Origin of the sequence: Leeuwenhoekiella marinoflava DSM 3653, from assembly GCF_900129005.1 — a bacterium.
GTDB classification, from domain to species: Bacteria; Bacteroidota; Bacteroidia; order Flavobacteriales; family Flavobacteriaceae; genus Leeuwenhoekiella; species Leeuwenhoekiella marinoflava.
This window is the reverse complement of sequence record NZ_FQUN01000011.1, coordinates 24,474-44,935: the sequence shown is the minus strand read 5'-3', so window position 1 is coordinate 44,935 and position 20,462 is coordinate 24,474. Positions and strand designations below refer to the sequence as shown.

General features: G+C 38.2%; 15 protein-coding genes. 8 read left to right on the top strand and 7 right to left on the bottom strand.

Features of this window, described 5'->3' with window-relative positions:
• Window positions 1-14: 14 nt before the first annotated feature.
• On the bottom strand, window positions 15-1,394 hold the full coding sequence (locus BUB91_RS10880) for a TolC family protein (RefSeq protein ID WP_073099273.1): 1,380 nt from the start codon (window positions 1,392-1,394) through the stop codon (window positions 15-17).
• A complete protein-coding gene (locus BUB91_RS10875; RefSeq protein WP_073099272.1) occupies window positions 1,394-1,999 on the bottom strand; it encodes a TetR/AcrR family transcriptional regulator in 606 nt (201 codons plus the stop codon). The genes BUB91_RS10880 and BUB91_RS10875 overlap by 1 nt, the downstream gene beginning before the upstream one ends.
• A gap of 162 nt (window positions 2,000-2,161) precedes the next feature.
• On the opposite strand from BUB91_RS10875, the gene BUB91_RS10870 reads away from it, so the two are divergent.
• Together BUB91_RS10870 and BUB91_RS10865 are read left to right on the top strand one after the other, a co-directional pair.
• Entirely contained in the window at window positions 2,162-3,136 is a 975-nt protein-coding gene (locus tag BUB91_RS10870) for a polyprenyl synthetase family protein (RefSeq protein WP_073099271.1), read from the top strand.
• 13 nt (window positions 3,137-3,149) lie between these two features.
• Window positions 3,150-3,491 carry a hypothetical protein gene (locus tag BUB91_RS10865; RefSeq protein ID WP_073099270.1) on the top strand — a complete coding sequence of 114 codons (342 nt, stop codon included), beginning with the start codon at window positions 3,150-3,152 and terminating at the stop codon, window positions 3,489-3,491.
• Here BUB91_RS10865 and BUB91_RS10860 read toward each other — a convergent pair.
• The gene (locus BUB91_RS10860; RefSeq protein WP_073099269.1) at window positions 3,472-3,987 is read right to left on the bottom strand and encodes a hypothetical protein; all 516 of its coding nucleotides are present in this window, start codon (window positions 3,985-3,987) and stop codon (window positions 3,472-3,474) included. The two genes, BUB91_RS10865 and BUB91_RS10860, sit on opposite strands and share 20 nt — an antisense overlap.
• Window positions 3,988-4,153: 166 nt before the next feature.
• On the opposite strand from BUB91_RS10860, the gene BUB91_RS10855 reads away from it, so the two are divergent.
• Together BUB91_RS10855 and odhB are read left to right on the top strand one after the other, a co-directional pair.
• Window positions 4,154-6,913 carry a 2-oxoglutarate dehydrogenase E1 component gene (locus BUB91_RS10855; RefSeq protein WP_073099268.1) on the top strand — a complete coding sequence of 920 codons (2,760 nt, stop codon included), beginning with the start codon at window positions 4,154-4,156 and terminating at the stop codon, window positions 6,911-6,913.
• Window positions 6,914-6,961: 48 nt separating this feature from the next.
• A complete protein-coding gene (gene odhB, locus BUB91_RS10850) occupies window positions 6,962-8,197 on the top strand; it encodes a 2-oxoglutarate dehydrogenase complex dihydrolipoyllysine-residue succinyltransferase (protein ID WP_073099267.1) in 1,236 nt (411 codons plus the stop codon).
• A 67-nt stretch (window positions 8,198-8,264) separates the two neighbouring features.
• Here the strand turns inward: odhB and BUB91_RS10845 are convergent, their stop codons facing one another.
• Window positions 8,265-8,570, bottom strand: a complete 306-nt coding sequence (locus tag BUB91_RS10845; RefSeq protein ID WP_073099266.1) for a hypothetical protein — start codon at window positions 8,568-8,570, stop codon at window positions 8,265-8,267.
• A 187-nt stretch (window positions 8,571-8,757) separates the two neighbouring features.
• Between BUB91_RS10845 and polA the strand changes: the two genes are divergently transcribed.
• On the top strand, window positions 8,758-11,604 hold the full coding sequence (gene polA, locus BUB91_RS10840) for a DNA polymerase I (RefSeq protein WP_073099265.1): 2,847 nt from the start codon (window positions 8,758-8,760) through the stop codon (window positions 11,602-11,604).
• Window positions 11,605-11,781: 177 nt separating this feature from the next.
• Here polA and BUB91_RS10835 read toward each other — a convergent pair whose 3' ends face one another.
• The 3 genes from BUB91_RS10835 to BUB91_RS10825 form a co-directional block, all read right to left on the bottom strand.
• Window positions 11,782-13,200 (bottom strand): M57 family metalloprotease, encoded by a 1,419-nt coding sequence (locus BUB91_RS10835; RefSeq protein ID WP_073099264.1) that lies wholly within the window; start codon window positions 13,198-13,200, stop codon window positions 11,782-11,784.
• A 130-nt stretch (window positions 13,201-13,330) separates the two neighbouring features.
• Complete coding sequence (locus tag BUB91_RS10830) at window positions 13,331-14,815, bottom strand: RagB/SusD family nutrient uptake outer membrane protein (RefSeq protein ID WP_073099263.1); 1,485 nt, start codon at window positions 14,813-14,815, stop codon at window positions 13,331-13,333.
• An 11-nt stretch (window positions 14,816-14,826) separates the two neighbouring features.
• Window positions 14,827-17,988, bottom strand: coding sequence for a SusC/RagA family TonB-linked outer membrane protein (locus BUB91_RS10825; protein WP_083557919.1), 3,162 nt, complete (start codon window positions 17,986-17,988; stop codon window positions 14,827-14,829).
• A gap of 563 nt (window positions 17,989-18,551) precedes the next feature.
• On the opposite strand from BUB91_RS10825, the gene rplM reads away from it, so the two are divergent.
• The 3 genes from rplM (at window position 18,552) to rpsB (ending at window position 20,379) form a co-directional block, all read left to right on the top strand.
• The gene (gene rplM, locus BUB91_RS10820; protein WP_073099262.1) at window positions 18,552-19,007 is read left to right on the top strand and encodes a 50S ribosomal protein L13; all 456 of its coding nucleotides are present in this window, start codon (window positions 18,552-18,554) and stop codon (window positions 19,005-19,007) included.
• Window positions 19,008-19,394, top strand: a complete 387-nt coding sequence (gene rpsI, locus BUB91_RS10815) for a 30S ribosomal protein S9 (RefSeq protein WP_073099261.1) — start codon at window positions 19,008-19,010, stop codon at window positions 19,392-19,394.
• 193 nt (window positions 19,395-19,587) lie between these two features.
• Window positions 19,588-20,379, top strand: coding sequence for a 30S ribosomal protein S2 (gene rpsB, locus BUB91_RS10810; RefSeq protein ID WP_073099260.1), 792 nt, complete (start codon window positions 19,588-19,590; stop codon window positions 20,377-20,379).
• Window positions 20,380-20,462 lie beyond the last annotated feature (83 nt).

The window sequence follows — 20,462 nt, the reverse complement described above, 5'->3', positions numbered from 1 at the left end:
TAAGGTGTCTGAGGTTAGTCTTCTTTTGGTTTGTAAATAGTAGTGTCTAAAACTTTTTCTAGTGCTGCTTTATTGGCAATGACATCATACATAGCCTGTAAGTAATCTTGTTGTGCTTGATAGAGTTGAGATTGTGCTTCGCTCAGCTCAAAACTGCTGGCGATACCTTCAAAGAATTTGATAGCGTTTTTGTTTTCTATACGTTCTGCAAGGGCTAAGTTTTTTTCTTGAGTACCAAAGTTGTCTAAAGCAAACTGGTAATCATTACGAGCTCTTGCAATCTGAAGTTTTACTTGATTGCGAGCTAGCTCTAAATCTTCAAGACTTTGTTTGTAAGCCAGTTCTTTTTGAGCAGTTTTTGCTGCGCGCATTCCACTACTGAATATAGGTACAGTAAGTGAAACTCCAATTATTGATTGTTCAAAGTAACGTTGCTCATCACTAAAAAACGTAAACTGATTACTCGCTCCTGAAGCTCCATAATTTATATATGCACTCAGGCGGGGAAGCGCCTTGCTTTTTTCAAGCTTAACTTCGGTCTCTGCCAGATTGGTTTGATCTTGAGCAATACGAAAATCTATATTCTTTTCAGCTTGAATGTCTTGTGTAAGCAGATTAAGATCATAATACTGCATGGTTACATCTTCTAAGTTGTCAGTGACTACAAGTTTACTGTCTATAGGTATTCCTAAGGTAAGCTTTAGCATATCGTAAGCGATGGCAAGTTGACGTACCGTATTGTTTAACTGCGTCTCGAGCCCTAAAGCTGTGATTTGTAATTGCTCTACATCTTCTTCTTCACCAAGACCATTTTCAAAAATCTTGCGGGTGTCCTCAAGATTCTTAGTAATAGTCTTTAAGTTTTTCTGAAAAATTGTAATACTTTCCTGAGCGAGCAGAACGTTTCCGTAAGCTTCAATAATGTCTTGCTTGACCTCGAGATCGGTTTTTACTTTTGCATTTTCAGAAATTTGTAAAAGTGTCTTTGCAGACTGAACTCCTACGATATACGAACCGTCAAAAATCAACTGATTCCAGGTCGCGACCGCAGATGCATTTTGTTTTTGACTAAACTGTACTGGTAGAAACTCACCAGGATCTGCGCTAGGGTCAAATACTTCAGCAGGTATAAAAGAGGTAGGCTGTATCAACTGATTTTGGTAGGTTACTTCACCAGAGATTTGAGGTAATCCCTGAGCGATGACTTCCCATTTTTGTTTTAAAGCAATCTCTATGTCTGTTTGTGCATTTTTTGCAGTATAACTGTTTTCAAGGCCATAAGTAATAGCTTCTTGTAAACTGAGTGCATAAGATTGTACCTCTGTTGAATCCTGAGCTTTTACAGGGAAATAAAGTCCCAGAGCACAAGTAAAAAGGAGGAGTGATTTTCGCATTAGTCTTGATTTGAATGAATTAATTGATTGAGGATTTTTCTGCCTTCAGGGGTTACAATGCCACGTAAATGGTATTCCAGATACATTTCATATAAAACCGCGTGCGGAAACTTTTCTGTTGGGAAAATACTTTCGTCTTTTATGTTCGTTATTCCTACCTGATACATTCGGGATATAAATTCTACTTCCAGATTTTTTCTAAAGAGCCCTTGTTCAATGCCACGGGTGATATTTTTTTCCATACAGCCACGCATAAAGTCGTATTGAATAGCGCGTAATTCTTCAAATATTTTTGGGTAATATTTTATAAGCTGCTGTATTGATGAGGTTTTTTCTCCCTGTAGATGCTGCATAACATATTTTTTTATTTCATAAAGCTCTTCAATAGGGTTCATATGTTCTGTGAGTAGATTTTGCACACCACATTGAACATTATTTAATATTTCAAATCCTACAGCATGTACTAACTCGGTTTTATGAGCATAATTTGCATAGATCGTCTTTTTTGATATGCCCATATGTGCAGCGATATCATCCATAGTAACGCTTTTAAATCCTTGATTTAAAAATAGTTGTGTTGCGTTTTGTAGTATTTCAGTCTTCATGATCGGTTGCAAATATAAAACGGAAACTTTAAAAACTTAATAAGTTTCCAAAGTTTTTTGCTTATTTGATGTTTATATAACATAGGGAGCTGTGTTCAGCTTCTGAAACTTTGCGAGTTGAGTTCAGATTTAGTGTCTTATTTTAGCTGAAAATTTATAAGTATGCTGCGCATTGATCAATACACCGAAGTGTTTGTCGAGTATTTAAATAGTAAAATCAAAGAACAAGAGCCTAAAAATCTGTACGACCCCATAAATTATATTTTACAATTAGGAGGAAAACGCTTGCGACCGGTTTTAACCTTAATGGCTACAGCTATTTTTGAGTCTGATTATAAAAAAGCTTTGGATGCTGCGTTAGCAGTAGAGGTTTTTCATAATTTTTCACTGGTTCATGATGATATTATGGATGATGCTCCGTTGCGTCGCGGTCAGGATACCGTACACGAAAAATGGGACGTGAATACCGGTATTCTTTCTGGAGATGCCATGCTGATCAATGCGTACCAATTGTTTGAAAATTATGAAGGAGAAACCTTTAGAGAGTTGGCAAAGCTTTTTAGTAAAACTGCGATAGAGGTTTGCGAGGGGCAGCAGTATGATGTAGATTTTGAGACGCGTGATGACGTCAGGCTTCCTGAATATCTAAAAATGATTGAATATAAAACTGCTGTTCTTGTGGGGGCGGCTTTAAAAATGGGAGCGATTGTAGCAGAAACCACAAAAACCAATTGTGATCGTATTTATGAATTTGGTCGTGACTTGGGAATTGCATTTCAATTACAGGATGATTATTTAGATGCTTTTGGAGATCCTAAGACTTTTGGGAAACAAGTGGGTGGTGATATCATCGAAAACAAGAAGACCTTCTTGTATCTCACAGCGTTAGAAAAATTAGATCCTGCGCAGAGCGTTCAGTTGCAACACTTGTTTACTATAAGTCCACAAGATCCATCAGAAAAGGTTGAAACCGTAAAGCAGCTTTTTATAGAATCCGGAGCTTCTGAAGCGATTCAAAAAGAAATAGAAAGTTATACCCATCGTGCGCTTAAAGTGCTTGATGAGTTGGAGGTAAAAGAAGAAAATAAAGAGAACTTACGCGAGTTTGCACAAGCTTTGATGTATAGATCGGTTTAACAGTTTACAGAAGATGGAAGCAGGAATTCAGATTTTACAGAACGCAGAAGCTGCTAAGATGTATAAAGATTTGATTATTCAGCTCAATAAAGACTTTTTACGTGCCGGATTATCTGAACAATTTGGCGAAGATTTGGCTGCTGAAGCTTTGATGCGCAATTTAACAGGAAGTCTGTATACGACATTAGTCTCAGATTTTGAAGTGTACCTCAACTTGCTTTACGTCATTGACGTTTCAGAATCAAAAATTAAAAATTTGCCTCAGCAAGAAGTACATGAATTGGTCTTTGCAGTTTCAGAATTAATCTTAGAACGAGAATTTGTGAAGGTTTCGTTTAAAAATAGAAGCGAATAAACGGTTGTATGGCGCTGGTGTAGATAAGAGTATCATCTTTAAATAAAACATTGTAACGAGCGCCTATAGTAACAGGTCCTGAACGATAACCAGCCCCAAGAAAAAGAGCGGAATTCCAGAACTCGTCTTTAAAAGTTCCACCATCAAGATTTGCTCTTTGACTCACGTACAATTCTTCGAACTCTGCTGAAAGCTGAATCATAGGTAACGGATTTGTTAATGCGATAAAGCTACCTCCCACGATTGACGATTTGTAACTGCCGTTTTTGATATACGAATAGCTCAAGCCCGGTCCTGCTGCAAAATACGGGTTGAAATTATAAACGGCACTCGGAGCAATAGTTGCTGCGAAATAATCCTGACCAAAATTTAGACCAAGACCACCTCCAATAGCTACCCGATCCCAGAAATTAGATCGTGCAAATTGAGCAGTTGATTGAGTTGTAAAGAGTACTGTAAAAAGTATCGTAAGGATTACACTGGCAATCGATTTCATAAAAAAGCCGTTTTTAGAATTTCGACATCTGTTATATAGATGTTAAATCCTGATTTTAAAATGTTAATGATAGGCATAAAAATGGAAAAGGACACGTCTTGTGGAGCGTAAATATTGTATTTTTGACAAATTATTGCTTAAAAAATCGACAGATTTAACTTATAAAATGGATAGATTTTCATTTCTAAATGCAGCAAATACTGCATACTTCGCAGAACTTTACGATAAATATTTACAGCATCCTGATAGTGTAGAACCCAGTTGGAGAGCTTTTTTTCAAGGATTTGACTTCGGGATAGCAGAGAGCGGTTTAGCACCAGATGTTGCTGCTGCACCTACAAGTTCGGGTGTTCCTGAAAACCTTCAGAAAGAATTTCAGGTTGTAAAATTAATAGACGGTTATCGAACTCGTGGGCATTTGTTTACAAAAACAAACCCGGTGCGGGACCGCAGACAATATACTCCTTCATTAGAATTAGGGAATTTTGGACTGAGTGAGCGTGACTTGGATACGACTTTTACTGCCGGTGAAATTCTAGGTATTGGAAGCAATACACTACGCGAAATTATCACGCATCTCGAAAAGATTTACTGCGAGTCAATAGGTGTAGAATATATGTTTATCAGAAGGCCTGAAGAGATTCAGTGGATTCAGGATAAACTCAATATCAACGATAATCACCCTGATTTTTCTGCAGATACTAAGAAGAAAATTCTTAAAAAATTAAATGAAGCCGTTTCTTTTGAGACGTTCTTGCATACTAAGTATGTAGGTCAAAAGCGTTTCTCTTTAGAAGGAGGAGAGAGTTTTATTCCGGCTGTAGATGCAATTATTGAAGCTGCTGCAGATCGTGGTGTAAAAGAGTTTGTGATGGGTATGGCTCACCGAGGCCGCTTAAATACCTTGACAAATATCTTCGGAAAAAATGCTAAAGACATCTTTAGTGAGTTTGACGGTAAAGATTATGATCAGGAAGTTTTTGACGGAGATGTTAAATATCACTTGGGATGGACTTCAAGCCGACTTACCGATAGCGGAAAAGAAATCAATATTAATATTGCTCCAAACCCGTCTCACTTAGAGACCGTGGGTGCTGTAGTTGAAGGTATTTCAAGAGCAAAACAAGACCGTCATCACTTTGACAATCCGCAAGAGGTTTTACCTATTATTGTGCATGGTGATGCTGCAATTGCAGGTCAAGGAATTGTTTATGAAGTAATACAAATGGCACAATTGGATGGGTATACTACTAAAGGTACCATTCATATTGTAATCAATAACCAGATAGGTTTTACCACAAACTATCTGGATGCGCGTTCTTCTACCTATTGTACAGATGTTGCTAAAACGACCTTGTCGCCGGTACTTCACGTGAATGCAGATGATGCAGAAGCGGTAGTGCATGCAGCTCTTTTTGCATTAGACTTTAGAATGACTTTTGGCCGTGATGTATTCATTGACCTTTTGGGGTATCGTAAATATGGACATAACGAGGGGGATGAACCGCGTTTTACACAGCCTAAATTATACAAAGCGATTGCTAATCACGATAATGCTCGTGATATATATGCGAATCGTTTAAAGTCTGAAGGCGTAATTGATGATAATTATGTTAAGCAGTTAGAAGAAGAATATAAAGACAAGCTTGAAGAGAAATTAGAAAAGTCTCGCGAGGAAGATACTACGCGTATTACGGCAATTATGCAGGACGAGTGGGAAGGTTTTGAGCCTGCCACAGAAGATGAAATGATGAAGCCGGTAGATACAACTTTTGATCTTGAGGGGCTTACAGAAATTGCGAAGTCTATCACAAAGCTTCCGGAAGATAAAAAGTTTTTACGTAAGATAAATAAGATTATTGAAGGACGTCACGCGATGTACTTTGAGGATAATAAAATAGACTGGGGTCTTGCAGAATTGTTAGCTTACGGTTCATTACTTAAAGAAGGTTTTGATGTGCGTATGACTGGTCAGGATGTAGAGCGTGGTACGTTCTCACACCGTCATGCCGTGACTAAAGTAGAAGATAGCGAAGAAGAAATCGTATTGCTCAATAACCTGGAAGGAGAGCAGGGGCATATGTATATTTTCAATTCCTTACTTTCTGAATATGGCGTTGTAGGTTTTGACTACGGGTACGCAATGGCGAGCCCAAAAACCTTACCTATCTGGGAGGCACAGTTTGGTGATTTTAGTAACGGAGCGCAGATTATGTTAGATCAATATATTTCTGCCGCAGAAGATAAATGGAAATTGCAAAACGGTCTGGTCATGTTGTTGCCTCACGGTTATGAAGGTCAGGGAGCAGAACACTCTTCGGCACGTATGGAGCGGTATTTACAACTTTGTGCAGTAGACAATATGTATGTTGCAGATTGTACTACGCCGGCAAACTTTTACCACTTATTACGGCGTCAGTTAAAAACTAATTATAGAAAACCGCTTATCGTTTTCACTCCAAAAAGTTTGTTGAGACATCCTAAAGTTAATTCTACAAAAGAGGAGTTGGCTAACGGAAGTTTCCAAATGACTATAGATGATTCAGTAGTAAAAGCAGAAAAGGTAAAAACACTTGTTTTTGTTACCGGTAAATTCTATTATGATTTGCTGGCACAACGCGAAGAGTTAGATCGTGATGATGTTGCTTTAGTGAGAGTAGAGCAATTGTTCCCACTTCCTAAAAAGGAAATGAGAGCAGCTATAGCGAAATATAAAAATGCAGATGATGTGGTTTGGGCTCAGGAAGAACCGCGCAATATGGGAGCTTATGGTCACTTATTGATGCATTTGCCTGAAGCACAAAAATTTAGAATTTGCAGCCGTAAGTTTTATGGTGCACCGGCAGCGGGTAGTTCTGTACGTTTTAAAAGAAGACATCAGCGCGTAATTGATGACGTGTTTGATAAAAACTCAAATAACCAATAAAAGAAAATTTCGCGAAAGCGATAGAATAAAAGTTAATACAAGAGAATTATGGCTTTAGAAATGAAAGTCCCATCACCGGGAGAATCGATCACCGAAGTTGAAATCGCACAATGGCTTGTTGAAGATGGAGATTATGTAGAAAAAGATCAGGCAATTGCTGAAGTTGATAGCGATAAAGCAACTTTAGAATTACCTGCTGAAGCGAGTGGCATCATCACATTAAAAGCCGAAGAAGGCGATGCTGTTGCCGTAGGTGAGGTGGTTTGTCTTATAGATACAGATGCTCCAAAACCTGATGGCAGTGATTCTTCTAAAAAAGAAGAAAAATCTGAAGAAAAGGCTGAGCCTAAAAAAGAAGAGCCTTCTAAATCAAGTGCTCCAGATCAAGCTCAGGATTCTAAAACCTATGCTTCAGGAACACCTTCTCCTGCTGCTAAAAAGACTTTAGATGAGAAAGGGATTGATGCGAAAGATGTTAAGGGTACGGGTCGTGACGGTCGTATTACAAAAGACGACGCAGTACATGCACAGCCTTCTATGGGAACTCCGGGAACCGGAAGTCGTGGAGAGAGCCGTTCTAAAATGTCTATGTTGCGTCGTAAAGTTGCAGAACGTTTAGTTTCAGTTAAAAATGAGACTGCGATGCTAACTACTTTTAACGAAGTAGATATGAGTGCTATTTTTGAGTTGCGTAAAAAATACAAAGAAGACTTTAAGTCTAAACACGGTGTGGGTCTTGGTTTTATGTCATTCTTTACACTGGCTTGTGTGCGTGCATTAGAAATGTACCCGGCAGTTAACTCTATGATTGACGGAAAAGAAATGTTGACCTATGATTATAAGGATATTTCTATTGCAGTTTCGGGTCCAAAAGGATTGATGGTTCCTGTTATCAGAAATGCTGAAAATCTAAGTTTCCGCGGTGTGGAGTCTGAAGTGAAGCGGCTGGCTTTAAGAGCGCGTGATGGTCAAATTACGGTAGATGAAATGACTGGTGGAACATTTACCATTACAAATGGTGGTGTTTTTGGTAGTATGCTTTCTACGCCTATTATCAACCCTCCACAATCTGCTATTTTAGGAATGCACAACATTGTTGAGCGTCCTATTGTACGTGATGGTGGTATTGCAATTGCTCCTATCATGTACGTGGCACTTTCTTACGATCACCGTATCATTGACGGTAAAGAGTCTGTAGGATTCTTAGTTGCTGTAAAAGAAGCATTAGAAAATCCGGAAGAATTGTTAATGGATAATACTGTGCTTAAAGCATTAGAGCTTTAATCTACGTTAGATATAAATTTAAAAAACCTGTTAGCTTTGCTAGCAGGTTTTTTTTATGGATTCAATTTTAAGGGCCTTCTATAATCTCTTTTACTAGCGACTTCAGCTCTTCTTCCAAAGAACTAGAAGGGAAAGAACGGTCCGCTTGTTTATACCAATATTTAGCATTCCAGTCATCTCCTTCAACGCGGTGCAGATGTGCGTGAATGAGGCTGCCCATTGGGGTGTGAATATTTTGAGCAATATCATGAGATTTATCCCAGTCTCCTTTAGTTTGATGCCAAACTGATTTGAGTTCGTCGCTCCAAAACTCTGGCGGTTTTATTTCATTAAGCGTTTTCTCGAAGTCTGTGTAGGATTGTAGAATATTCATAAAGTCTTTCAGTTTGGTTGTCTTTGGTTAAATATAAGTCTTGAAGTGCTAAATTTAATTCAGGGGGTGCTGGTTTAAGGCTTTCTTTAACGCTTCAGCTTAAAATGTCTGAGATTTAAAAACCTTTATCAAAAGACTAATTCCTATTTTTGATACTTCAATTCCTGAATAAAATAATAGTCCCAATATGTCTGTTCAAAAACGCTTATTTCTTTTAGATGCTTACGCTTTAATTTTCCGCGGATATTACGCTTTGATAAAAAATCCTCGGGTCAACTCAAAAGGGCAAGATACTTCTGCTGTGATGGGTTTTGTGAATTCGCTTTTTGATGTGATCAAACGCGAAAAGCCAGACCATCTTGCTGTGGCTTTTGATAAAGGCGGAAGCGTTGAGCGTGTTGAAATGTATGAAGAATATAAAGCGAACCGCGACGAGACACCAGAAGCAATACGTATTGCGGTGCCTATCATTCAGGAGATTTTGAAAGCGATGCACGTACCGTTTGTGGAGATCCCGGGGGTAGAGGCAGACGACTTGATCGGGACATTGGCAAAGCAGGCTGAGAAAGAAGGTTATCAGGTTTTTATGGTGACTCCGGATAAAGATTATGCACAACTGGTTTCTGAAAATATTTTTATGTACAAACCGGCCCGTATGGGTAATGGCATCGAGATCTGGGGGATTCCGGAAGTGCAAAAACGCTTTGAAGTAGAGCGACCGGAACAGGTGATTGATTATCTGGGGATGATGGGAGATGCTTCTGATAATATTCCAGGACTTCCGGGAGTGGGTGATAAAACGGCTAAAAAGTTTATCAAGCAATATGGAGGTTTAGAAGGTTTGCTGGCGCATACCGATGAGCTAAAAGGAAAGATGAAGGAGAAGGTTGTCGAAAATGCTGAGCTGGGAAGGCTTTCCCGTAAGTTGGCAACGATTATGACTGATTGTGAAGTGGAATTTAACGCGGAATCTTATGAGCTTTCTCAGCCTGATGCAGATAAAGTACAGGAGATTTTCGATGAGTTAGAATTCAGAAGACTGAAAGATCAGTTTATTAAAATATTTTCAGGTGAAGCCGATAGTGATACCGGAGCTGCGGTAAGCGGAACAGAAACGGCTAAAAAGTTGGTGAGTTCGTCTGAAAAAGCAGCAAATGCAGGAGCGGGGCAATACAATCTTTTTGGTGGTGAAGACACCGAAATCGAAGAACGAAATACGCGAAAAACGATTAAAGATACCGAACATTTTTACCAAAGCGTTGCGCCCGGAATGGCGATGAAGCTTTTCATCAAGAATTTGATGAAGCAAACTTCGGTGTGTTTTGATACCGAAACAACCGATCTAGATCCGCTGCAAGCTGACTTGGTTGGGATTGCTTTCAGTTGGGAAAAAACAAAAGGATTTTACATTCCTTTTCCGCCGAAAAAAGAAGAAGCGCAACAATTGATTGAAGAATTTCGTCCGTTTTTTGAGTCTGAAGAAATAGAAAAAATCGGGCAGAATTTAAAGTACGATATCAAGGTTTTGGCTAATTATGATGTAACTGTAAAAGGAAAGCTTTTTGATACGATGATCGCGCATTATTTGATCAATCCGGATATGCGCCATAATATGGATGTGCTGGCGGAAACGTATTTGAATTACACGCCGGTTTCTATTGAAGAATTAATTGGTAAAAAAGGTAAGAATCAGAAGTCAATGGCTGATGTTTCTGTAGAACAGCAGACCGAATACGCAGTAGAAGATGCAGATGTGACCCTTCAGCTTAAAGAACATTTTGAAAAAGAAATGGGCGATGCGAATACACAAAAACTATTTGATGAGATTGAAATTCCATTAGTGCAGGTGCTTGCGGATATGGAAGTAGAAGGGATTAATCTGGATCAGGAATTTTTAGGCAGTCTTGCAGCGGCACTCAATAATGATATTCAATCTTTAGAAGGAAAAATATATGAAGAAGCGGGAGCGGAATTCAATATAGGTTCGCCGAAACAATTGGGAGAAATCCTTTTTGATAAATTAAAACTGGTAGATAAACCTAAGAAAACTCGTACGGGGCAATATTCTACTGCAGAAGACGTACTTTCTTATTTGGCTCCAGATCATGAGATCATTCAGCACGTGCTGGATTACCGCGGACTTTCAAAATTAAAAAGTACGTACGTAGATGCGTTGCCGGCGCAAGTGAATTCTAATACGGGTCGCGTACATACCGATTATATGCAGACCGTTGCAGCAACCGGGCGCTTGAGTTCAAACAATCCTAACCTGCAAAATATTCCTATTCGTACCGAACGCGGTCGCCAAGTGCGTAAAGCATTTGTGCCGCGTAACGAGAATTATGTGTTGCTCGCGGCAGATTACTCGCAGATTGAACTGCGCATTATTGCGGCGTTGAGTCAGGAAGAAACGATGATGAAAGCTTTTCAAGATGGGGAAGATATTCACGCATCTACGGCAGCTAAAGTATTTAACGTGGCTCTTGAAGAGGTTACACGAGCGCAACGAAGTAACGCAAAAACGGTGAACTTTGGGATTATTTATGGGGTTTCTGCATTCGGACTGAGCAATCAAACCGATCTGACGCGAAGTGAGTCAAAAGAACTTATAGATACTTATTATAAGACCTATCCTAAACTGCGTAATTATATGAGCGAGCAGGTTGATTTTGCTCGTGATCATGGCTATGTGTCTACGGTTTTAGGTCGTCGCCGTTATCTTAAAGATATAAATAGTAGCAATGCTGTTGTGCGTGGTGCCGCAGAGCGAAACGCAGTAAATGCACCCATACAGGGTAGTGCGGCAGATATTATCAAAATTGCGATGATCAACATTCATAAAAAGCTGAAGGCTGAAAAATTAAAGACCAAAATGCTGCTTCAGGTACACGATGAATTGGTTTTTGATGTGTATAAACCTGAATTAGAGCAGGTAAAAACAATGATCAAAACAGAGATGGAAAATGCTTTTAAGATGGATGTTCCGTTAGATGTAGAGCTTGGTGTGGGTGAAAATTGGTTGGAGGCGCATTAATTAAAAATTTCACTAAATTAAAAACCCGTTTAGCATTTGCTGAACGGGTTTTTAATTTGTAATTACAATATGCAGTATTAAATTAAACCAAAGAGTGGAATATTAGACTATGGTAATGACCAACTTTGGATAGTGTCCTACATATCAAATTCTAAAATATTAAATAAATATCTAAGTTTAAAGACTTGATGATCCTTCTGACCCACAATTTTCAGTGACTTCTACATAATATTCAAGCCAATTTGAAAATCCACAAGCATTACTTGCTCTTACTTTAAAAGCGATATAATTATAGGGTGGGGCAAACTGCAAACTGACAATAGCTTCATTACCCTGCATGGTCACGTTATGATTATTTGTTATTTTTTGTACTTCCCAAATTGTAGAATTATCTTCTCCTAAAATGGTAACCGGAAAAAAATTATTAGTCGTTGTATTTTCACCTCTGCACATAGTAAAATCCTCGTTCTGGCTAAAATTAATATTAGGTTTGCCAATCCAAAAATCTTTTTGTATCGTGCCTTTGGAGGTGATCGCTCTTACAAATCCAGAGCCATTAACAGTGCTGTTAGTTGGAATAACGGTAATACCATTATTATTCTGTGATAAGACATTTAGATTACTGGATTTTTGCCAAGCGACTGAAATTCCACCATTTGACAAAGTGAATGTCTGGGATTGAGTGCCGCAAGTTAAAGATATTCCTGATATAACAGGTAGGGGTAAAGGGTACAAGTATTCTAATGCAATAATATCATTGTTATTAAATGTCCCTGTTACCGTATTATCGTAACAAGATAGCATAATGGATGTGGGATCAAAACCAGTAGGTGTTCCTGGTATATGATTAGCACCATTGGCATTTGGAACACTCGACGAATTAATAGATTCTGGATTATAGGATCCACAGCTCTGTCTACTAAACCAATCAGTATGTCTTAAACCTAAGGTGTGTCCTAATTCATGAATCCATATATGTCTTAGAATAGTGTTGTTTGTACCACTTCCACTGAATATTCTTGCGATTGATCCAGGGTTACCATTAGAAGGAAAATCTGCTCTTCCACCTGCCCCTCCACTGACTTGGATAGCATTTATATTTTTTGTATTATCATTTGGACCAAAGGTTAAGATGAAATTTAATTTAATATTTAAATCGTTATAGGCTTGGATAGCTGCGGTAAGTGCTGATTGTTGCGCATTACTCAATGCATTTGAGCCTTGGTTAACTCCTCTAATAGTTATTGTTTGTATATTAGTGACTGTGTTATTGGAGTGATAATGTTTTGAAGAAGAATTTTTTGAGGATATCATATTGTCTATTTCAGTAGTGCTAATCAATATATCACCCTCTATTAAGAAATACTTTTCATCAATCCCTGCATTATTTAGTTGGCTAATTAATTTAAGTTCATAGGTGTTGAAATTGAGTTTCGCAACTTTAGCAATATCCTCTTTTGTAAGCTCGAGTTCTACATAGTTAAAATACTCATCTTCAGAACTATTAGAAAGGTGATCTTGCTCACAGCCGTTGAGAATTAATAAAGCTCCTAATAATAGAACTCCCAGTTTAAAGTGATTTTTTAAAAATTTCATAGTTCGCTAATTAAATTAATTATTTTTTGTTGAAAAAAACCTTGTCAATTGATCTTCAAAAGATTATCTAAGATGTAACCCGTTTAGCATTTGCTAAACGGGTTTTTTGGGCTAGTTAAAAAAATAAAAGCTATGAAGGGTTTTGTTCTACTAATGGATTAGAGTTTATTTCATCCAGTGGTATTTGCCATTCCCATCTCGGGTCTCCCGCAGGAACTTGAAATAATTGTCCTACTAAAGCAGAGTCATGATTAGAATCTCTTCTGTCCAAGGGTTGATTAAGTCTTTTTAAGTCAAAAAAGCGAAACCCTTCACCCCAAAGTTCGATACGCCTTTGTGTATATATTTCATTTTTAAGGGCCTGTCCGGTATTTGTGGAAAGCGTGTAATCAGGATCTCGGTTTGAAGCTAATGCAAGTAAAACTTGTCTGGCCGCCCCCTCATCAGAATATGATAAGGCTTCAGCCTCAATTAGATACATTTCTGAAGCTCTCATATAAGGGACATCCATTCTACTGTCTCCGGTTCCAGCCGCTATGAACTTTTGATTGGTATATGGGAACTTTCTGAAACTAGAGAGTAATGAAACTCCTGAGGGTAAACTGTCATGAGCACCTGTGGGATCAAAAAGTTTTGATCGGATGTCGGTTGGAGTTATCTGATTGTATAGCTTTGAACTAATTGCTTTAGGATTAGTTCTGATATTAGTTGAGCTGAAGTTTCTGGAGACATAAGCACCAAAGTTTGCAAAGAATATTGTTTGATCTTCCTGTACAAAGCTGCCCCACATCCATTCTCTATTGGTATACGTGTTAAACGAGCTATAATACTCATCGTTAGACATTAGAGAATACCCTTGTCTGGCTTGTTTCGCCAAGGAAGCGGCTAGCGTATAATTTTGTTGAACTAGAGCCACTCGCGCTTTAAGTCCTACGGCTACACTAACATCAAAATGAGACTTATTTGGTCTTTCATATTCACTTAATAAATCAATAGCATCTTGTAGGTCTTGATTGACTTGTGTATAAACTTCTTCCACGGTGGCTCTTGCTAAGGGTTCGTTGTCAGCGGTAAGTCTAATTGGTACTCCGAGCTGAGCGTTGATAGTTCCTCCAACATAGCGTTTGCCATAGAGTTGTACCAGCTGGAAATGAGCAAATGCTCTATATACTAATGCCTGGCCTAAAGCAGCATTACGGTCGAGAATAGGTCCTTCTGCATTTTCAGCACCGTTTATGACTACGTTTGCATTCCGAATGATTCTATAGAGTACACGGTATGGGAATAATGCGTCATTATCAGATGCATTGGTATGGTCAACCCATTTGTAAGCGTTGTTGAACCAGCCATTGCCTGCAGACGTCATCACAAAATCTTCTCCCAATACATCTGCTTGAATCATCATTGATCCAATGCCTCCTTCTCCCTGTGAGTTATAGCGTTGATATAAAGATCTGTGTATTCCATTTATAACAAGAAATAAGTTTCCAGTCGTTGTTGTTGCCGCTGCGGAGGGTACATCTTCCGTAGGGAATCTATCTAAAAAGTCATCACTACATGAGTTGCTCGTAGCCAGGAGTAATGTTATAAATATGCAAATAAATATTTTTTTCATGTCGATTTGTTTTAAAAAGTCAAATTAAATCCAAGACTTAGAATTCTGGCAGGGGTAAATCTATTTTGAGTGGTGCCATTAAAATTCTGTCCTACGTCAAGACCTTGCATAGCAGTCCAAAAGTGTAAATTTTCTCCGTTTAGATAAACTTTAGCATTTGAAAGACCAAATCTGTCTATTGCATTGCTTGGAAAAGTATAAGACAATGATACTTGTCTTAAACCTGCATATGATGAGCTAACTAAATATCTATCTGAACCGGCTTCAAATGCAGCTCTTTGATCTGTATCTAGTCTAGGAATATCAGTTATGTCACCTGGGTTTTGCCATCTATCAAGGATTCTAGTGCCTAAAGCTGTACCATAATCGCCGGTATGTAGAAGAGCAGCTTGATTCGTGTCGTAGGTCTTACCTCCTAGGCTGTAAGTTAGCAAGGTTCTTAACTCAATTCCTTTATAGCGTAGAACATTTGTGATGCTTCCGTATACATCAGGTAAAGCGGTGCCAGCAAAATCATATAATGCTTTATTCTGATTAGTGGTAACGAGATTGCCATTAATAGAGCGTACATCTGCATCTCCATCAGCGCCTAGTTCAGTGTCAAGGACATAGAGAGCGGAACCGTCAGCAGGATCTACTCCGTAATAATCTCTTAACCAATAATCAAAAATGGATCCTCCTACCACGTATTTTTTTGAACCATTGATAATGTCTTCCTGAGGTAATTCTGTGAATTCATTATAAATTGTTGCGGCATTTAAATTAACATCCCAAGTCCAATTTTCATTGCGGATGATTCCTAAATTTAGATCAAGTTCAAGTCCCCTGTTAAACATGTTACCAATGTTAGCAGGGTAATCATCTAAACCTGAAGATACTGGTAGAGGAACATCAAATATGAGACCATCTGTAACCTTCTTGTAATAGGCGAAAGATCCACTTATTCTATTATTAAATAACCCAAAATCAAAACCTATATCTGTTTGCTTTTGTGTTTCCCATTCTAAAAATGGGTTTCCGGGGGCGCTTATGAGAATTCCTGGCTCTGCAGCATTATTATTACCTAGGCCTAAAAGTGATTGACTTGCATAAAAGCTTAAAGAAGCATTCGATAAATTGGAATCGTTACCAACCTGACCATAGGAGCCTCTTACTTTTAAGAAATTTATCCAGACAATATCCTCAAAGAATTTCTCCTGATCGATACGCCAAGCTCCACTTACAGAGTAAAAATCTCCCCATCTAACATCAGATTCAAATCGAGAAGATCCATCTCTTCTGTAGGAACCTGCTATAAAATAGCGGTTATCGTAATTGTAATTGAGGCGAGAGAAGTAACCTTCCTTACCATATTCTCTGCTGTAGGATTCTAGATCAACTGTCGTTGCGAAGTTTATTAGTTCGGTATTGCCATCAACTACTTGGTTTTGTCTGAAGCCAGTTAAAAAGTTTAATTTATAGTCTAAACTTTCATGTCCTAATAGCGCACTGAAATTATGTAAGCCAAAAGATTTATTATAATTCAATAATTGATTGTAGGTAACAACAGTTGTGTTCGATGCTGTTCTTTCAGCTCTTCCATCTGGTGCCCCATCACCAACAATTTTATTATCAAAACCTTCATTGTTAAAAAAGTTTTTGTCTAAACCTGCATTAAAGGTAAAGGTAAAACCATTTAAAAAATAGAATTCTGCATATGCTCGTGCATTAATAGCGAAGCGATCATCTTTATCTACGTTAAGCAGGTTTTCTTGTATCGCATGTCTGCCTGGAGAGCCGCCAGCTGGTCTTATTTCATTGATATCTCCTGTGTCATATATTCTGTTTCCAGCATCATCTAAAACCAATTCTCCAGTAGTAGGATCATGTAAGAACACAGGGTAAATAGGGCCAATTACTCGGGAAAATCTAAATGGGTTGACAAAGCTATTGCTGCTTGTTGCTCCGTTTACTGCTTGATTAGATGTAGAGGTGGCTCCAGTTAAATTTAAACCAGTCTTTGCCCAATCCTTAACTTTTGAGTTTAAATTTATACGGGCGGTGATACGTTCAAAATCTGAGTTAATAACATTTGCACTCTGATCTAAATAACTGATTGATGCAAAATAGTCCGTTTTGTCAGTAGCTCCTTGGTAAGAGAGATTAACGTTTTGGACAATACCAGTGCGAGAAAGTGCCTTTTCCCAATCTAAATCTTCTCCATACAGAAGGGATGCGTTAGGATTAATGCTACCATTTGTGCCAACAATCTGGTCATTTGGAACGTTAAATGGATTGTATCCTAATAGACCATATATATTTGCTGATGCTTGAGCATTAGCATCCTGAATTGATAGGGGGTCGCTATTGCTGTAAACTAAACTGTTTCTGTAGGCTTCCCACATTAACTCATAATATTGTGATGGACCTACGCGTTCATATTCTGGAATAGCTCTTGAAGCAAGACCTTGACTAACCTCTATATTCACTTGGGCAGGTCCTTTTTTTCCTTTTTTCGTCGTAATCACTACAACACCGTTCGCTCCCTGAGATCCATAAATAGCTGTCGACGCAGCATCTTTTAGAATGGTGAAACTTTCGATATCATTCGCATTCAAACTTGCGAAACTTCCACTATACACTACTCCGTCTACTACATATAAGGGGTCTTGACTTGTGTTAACTGAGCCAAAACCTCTAATTCTAATATCTGGAGCAGAGCCTGGTTGTCCGCTGCTTGGTGCTATTTGTACCCCGGAAGCGGTTCCTTCAAGTGCAGAGATCACATTTGTTAAAGGTCTGTTTTCGATTGCAGCACCATCTACAGTACTTAATGAACCTGTTACTTCTCCTCGTGTGGTTGTTCCATAGGCGACAACAATAACTTCATCGAGTGCTTGAGTATCTTCTTCCAGATTAACATTTATTGTTGAATTCAAACCAACCTTTACATCTTGAGCTTTAAAACCCACATAGGTGAAGGTTAAAATTTCTTCTGGTTCTGCCATAACGGAAAATTTTCCGTCAAAATCAGTTTGAGCCCCTCGGTTAGCAGCATTTTTTACTATCACATTCACGCCCGGCAAGGGCATACCGTTAGGGTCTGCTACGGTACCGGTCACTGTTTTCTGCTGAGCCTGAGTGGATAACCCTAATAGCCCCAGCATAATCATAAAGAATAATTTTCTCATCATTTAACATATATTTTAATTATATGGTGGAATTTAGGTTAAATGAATATTGAAAATACAAGACACACTGTTTTTGTTGATTCATCATAAAAAACGTATGCGTTATTCTATTTTATTGCTGATAACTCATGTAAAATGTATTTTAGGTAAATAAAAATCAATAAATAGTTAATGTGTACGGAATACAGGTATTTTATAGAAAGCTTATTTTTTTTCATAAAACAGCTTAAATAGGATCAAAATATTATCATTTTGTTAAGATTTCCGGTTGTGATCAGGAAATTTTTCAAGAGACCGATTGATCTTTTAATTTTGTCAGAGAATCGCTATGGTTTTTGAAGACTATTTATAGCAAATAGAACCGGGTTTTTCTTTTGGGGTATTTAACTAACGAAGCGTGTTTTTCACAGGGAAGGTTAGAAGTTTGAAAATCAGATTTTCAGAACTCTAAATATTAATCAAAAGCTCGTTTGTCAAATCAATATATAATTGTACATTTGCAGCCCTGTTTTCGCGCGTGAGTGTGGAAGCGGGAAATGGAATGTTTAATAATTAAAATTAACAGTGTGGACACATTAAGTTACAAAACAGTATCTGCCAACAAGAACACCGTAAATAAGGAGTGGGTTGTTATTGATGCTGAAGGACAAACGTTGGGTCGCATGTCTACTATCGTTGCAAAATTTTTGCGCGGAAAGTACAAGCCTAACTACACACCACACGTTGATTGCGGAGACAATGTAATTGTTATCAATGCCTCTAAAATCAACTTGACAGGAAAGAAGTGGGATTCTAAATCTTACATCCGTCATACGGGCTATCCTGGTGGTCAAAGAAGCCTAACTGCAAAAGAATTGTACGGTAAAGACCCTGCGCGTCTCGTAGAAAATGCAGTAAAAGGAATGTTGCCTAAAAACAAATTAGGTAGTGCGATTTATCGCAATTTAAAGGTTTATGCCGGTGCAGATCACGGGCAGGAAGCGCAAAAGCCTAAAGCAATTAACATTAACGAACTTAAGTAAATGGAAGTAATTCACAAAATTGGTCGTAGAAAAACGGCTGTTGCTCGTGTTTATTTAGCTCCTGGTTCTGGTAACATCACGATCAACAAACGTGAGCTCAACAACTACTTTACTACAGGTACTTTACAGTACAAAGTTAATCAGCCATTAGTAATGACTGAAAATGACAAGAACTTTGATATTAAAGTAAATGTATACGGAGGTGGTATCACAGGTCAGGCAGAAGCTGTACGTCTTGCTCTTTCTAGAGCAATGTGCGAGCTAGACGCAGAAAACAGACTTATCCTTAAGCCTGAAGGTCTGTTAACTAGAGATCCAAGAATGGTAGAGCGTAAGAAATTCGGTCAGAAGAAAGCGCGTAAGAAATTCCAATTCTCAAAACGTTAACAGCAATCGTGTTTCGATTCTTTTGCAATTTATAGTGCATCAGATTTTTGAAAACGAAAAGAAATTAATTTTAAAACAATGTCCTTGTCTCAATACGTTGGGAAATTAGTTTAGCATCTAAATGTGCTTGGCGATTCGTCAGAAGACCACTTGCATATTGCTACTAGAACGGGAACGTAAACTAAATTTAAAAATGGCAAAAACAGAAAATGTAAAGGATTTACTGGATGCAGGTGTACACTTTGGTCACCTTACCAGAAGATGGGATCCAAACATGGCACCATATATCTATATGGAGCGTAATGGTATTCACATCATTAATCTATACAAAACTGCTGCTAAACTAAACGAAGCTTCAGAAGCTCTCGCTAAAATTGCAGCCTCAGGTAGAAAAATACTTTTTGTAGCTACCAAAAAACAAGCTAAAGAAATAGTTGCAGATCACGCTGGTCGTGCAAAAATGCCTTACATCACAGAAAGATGGCCTGGAGGTATGTTAACTAACTTTGTAACTATACGTAAGGCGGTTAAAAAAATGCAAACTGTAGATCGTATGAAACAAGACGGTCGTTTTGATAGCTTGTCTAAAAAAGAGCAATTACAAATGAACCGTATGCGTGATAAATTAGAGAAGAACTTAGGTTCTATCGAAGATATGACACGTCTACCAGGAGCTTTATTTATAGTTGACATTAAGCGTGAACACATTGCGATTAAAGAAGCTCAAAAATTAAACATTCCAATCTTTGCGATGGTTGATACCAACTCTGATCCACGTCAGGTTGATTATGCTATCCCATCTAATGATGATGCTTCTAAATCTATTGAGAAAATCATTTCTAACGTTGCTGATGCTATCGTAGGAGGTCTTTCTGAGCGTAAAGCCGGGAAAGAAAAGTCTGGTGATGCTAAAAAAGCTGACAAAGCTGCTAAGCCTGCAAAGGCAAAAGCTAAAAAAGCTGTAGCTAACGACGAAGAAGAATAGTATTTAACAATTTGATAATTATTAAAGTCGTTTAGTATACTGCAATTTTGCACTAAACTAAACGACTTTTCTTTTAACTCATA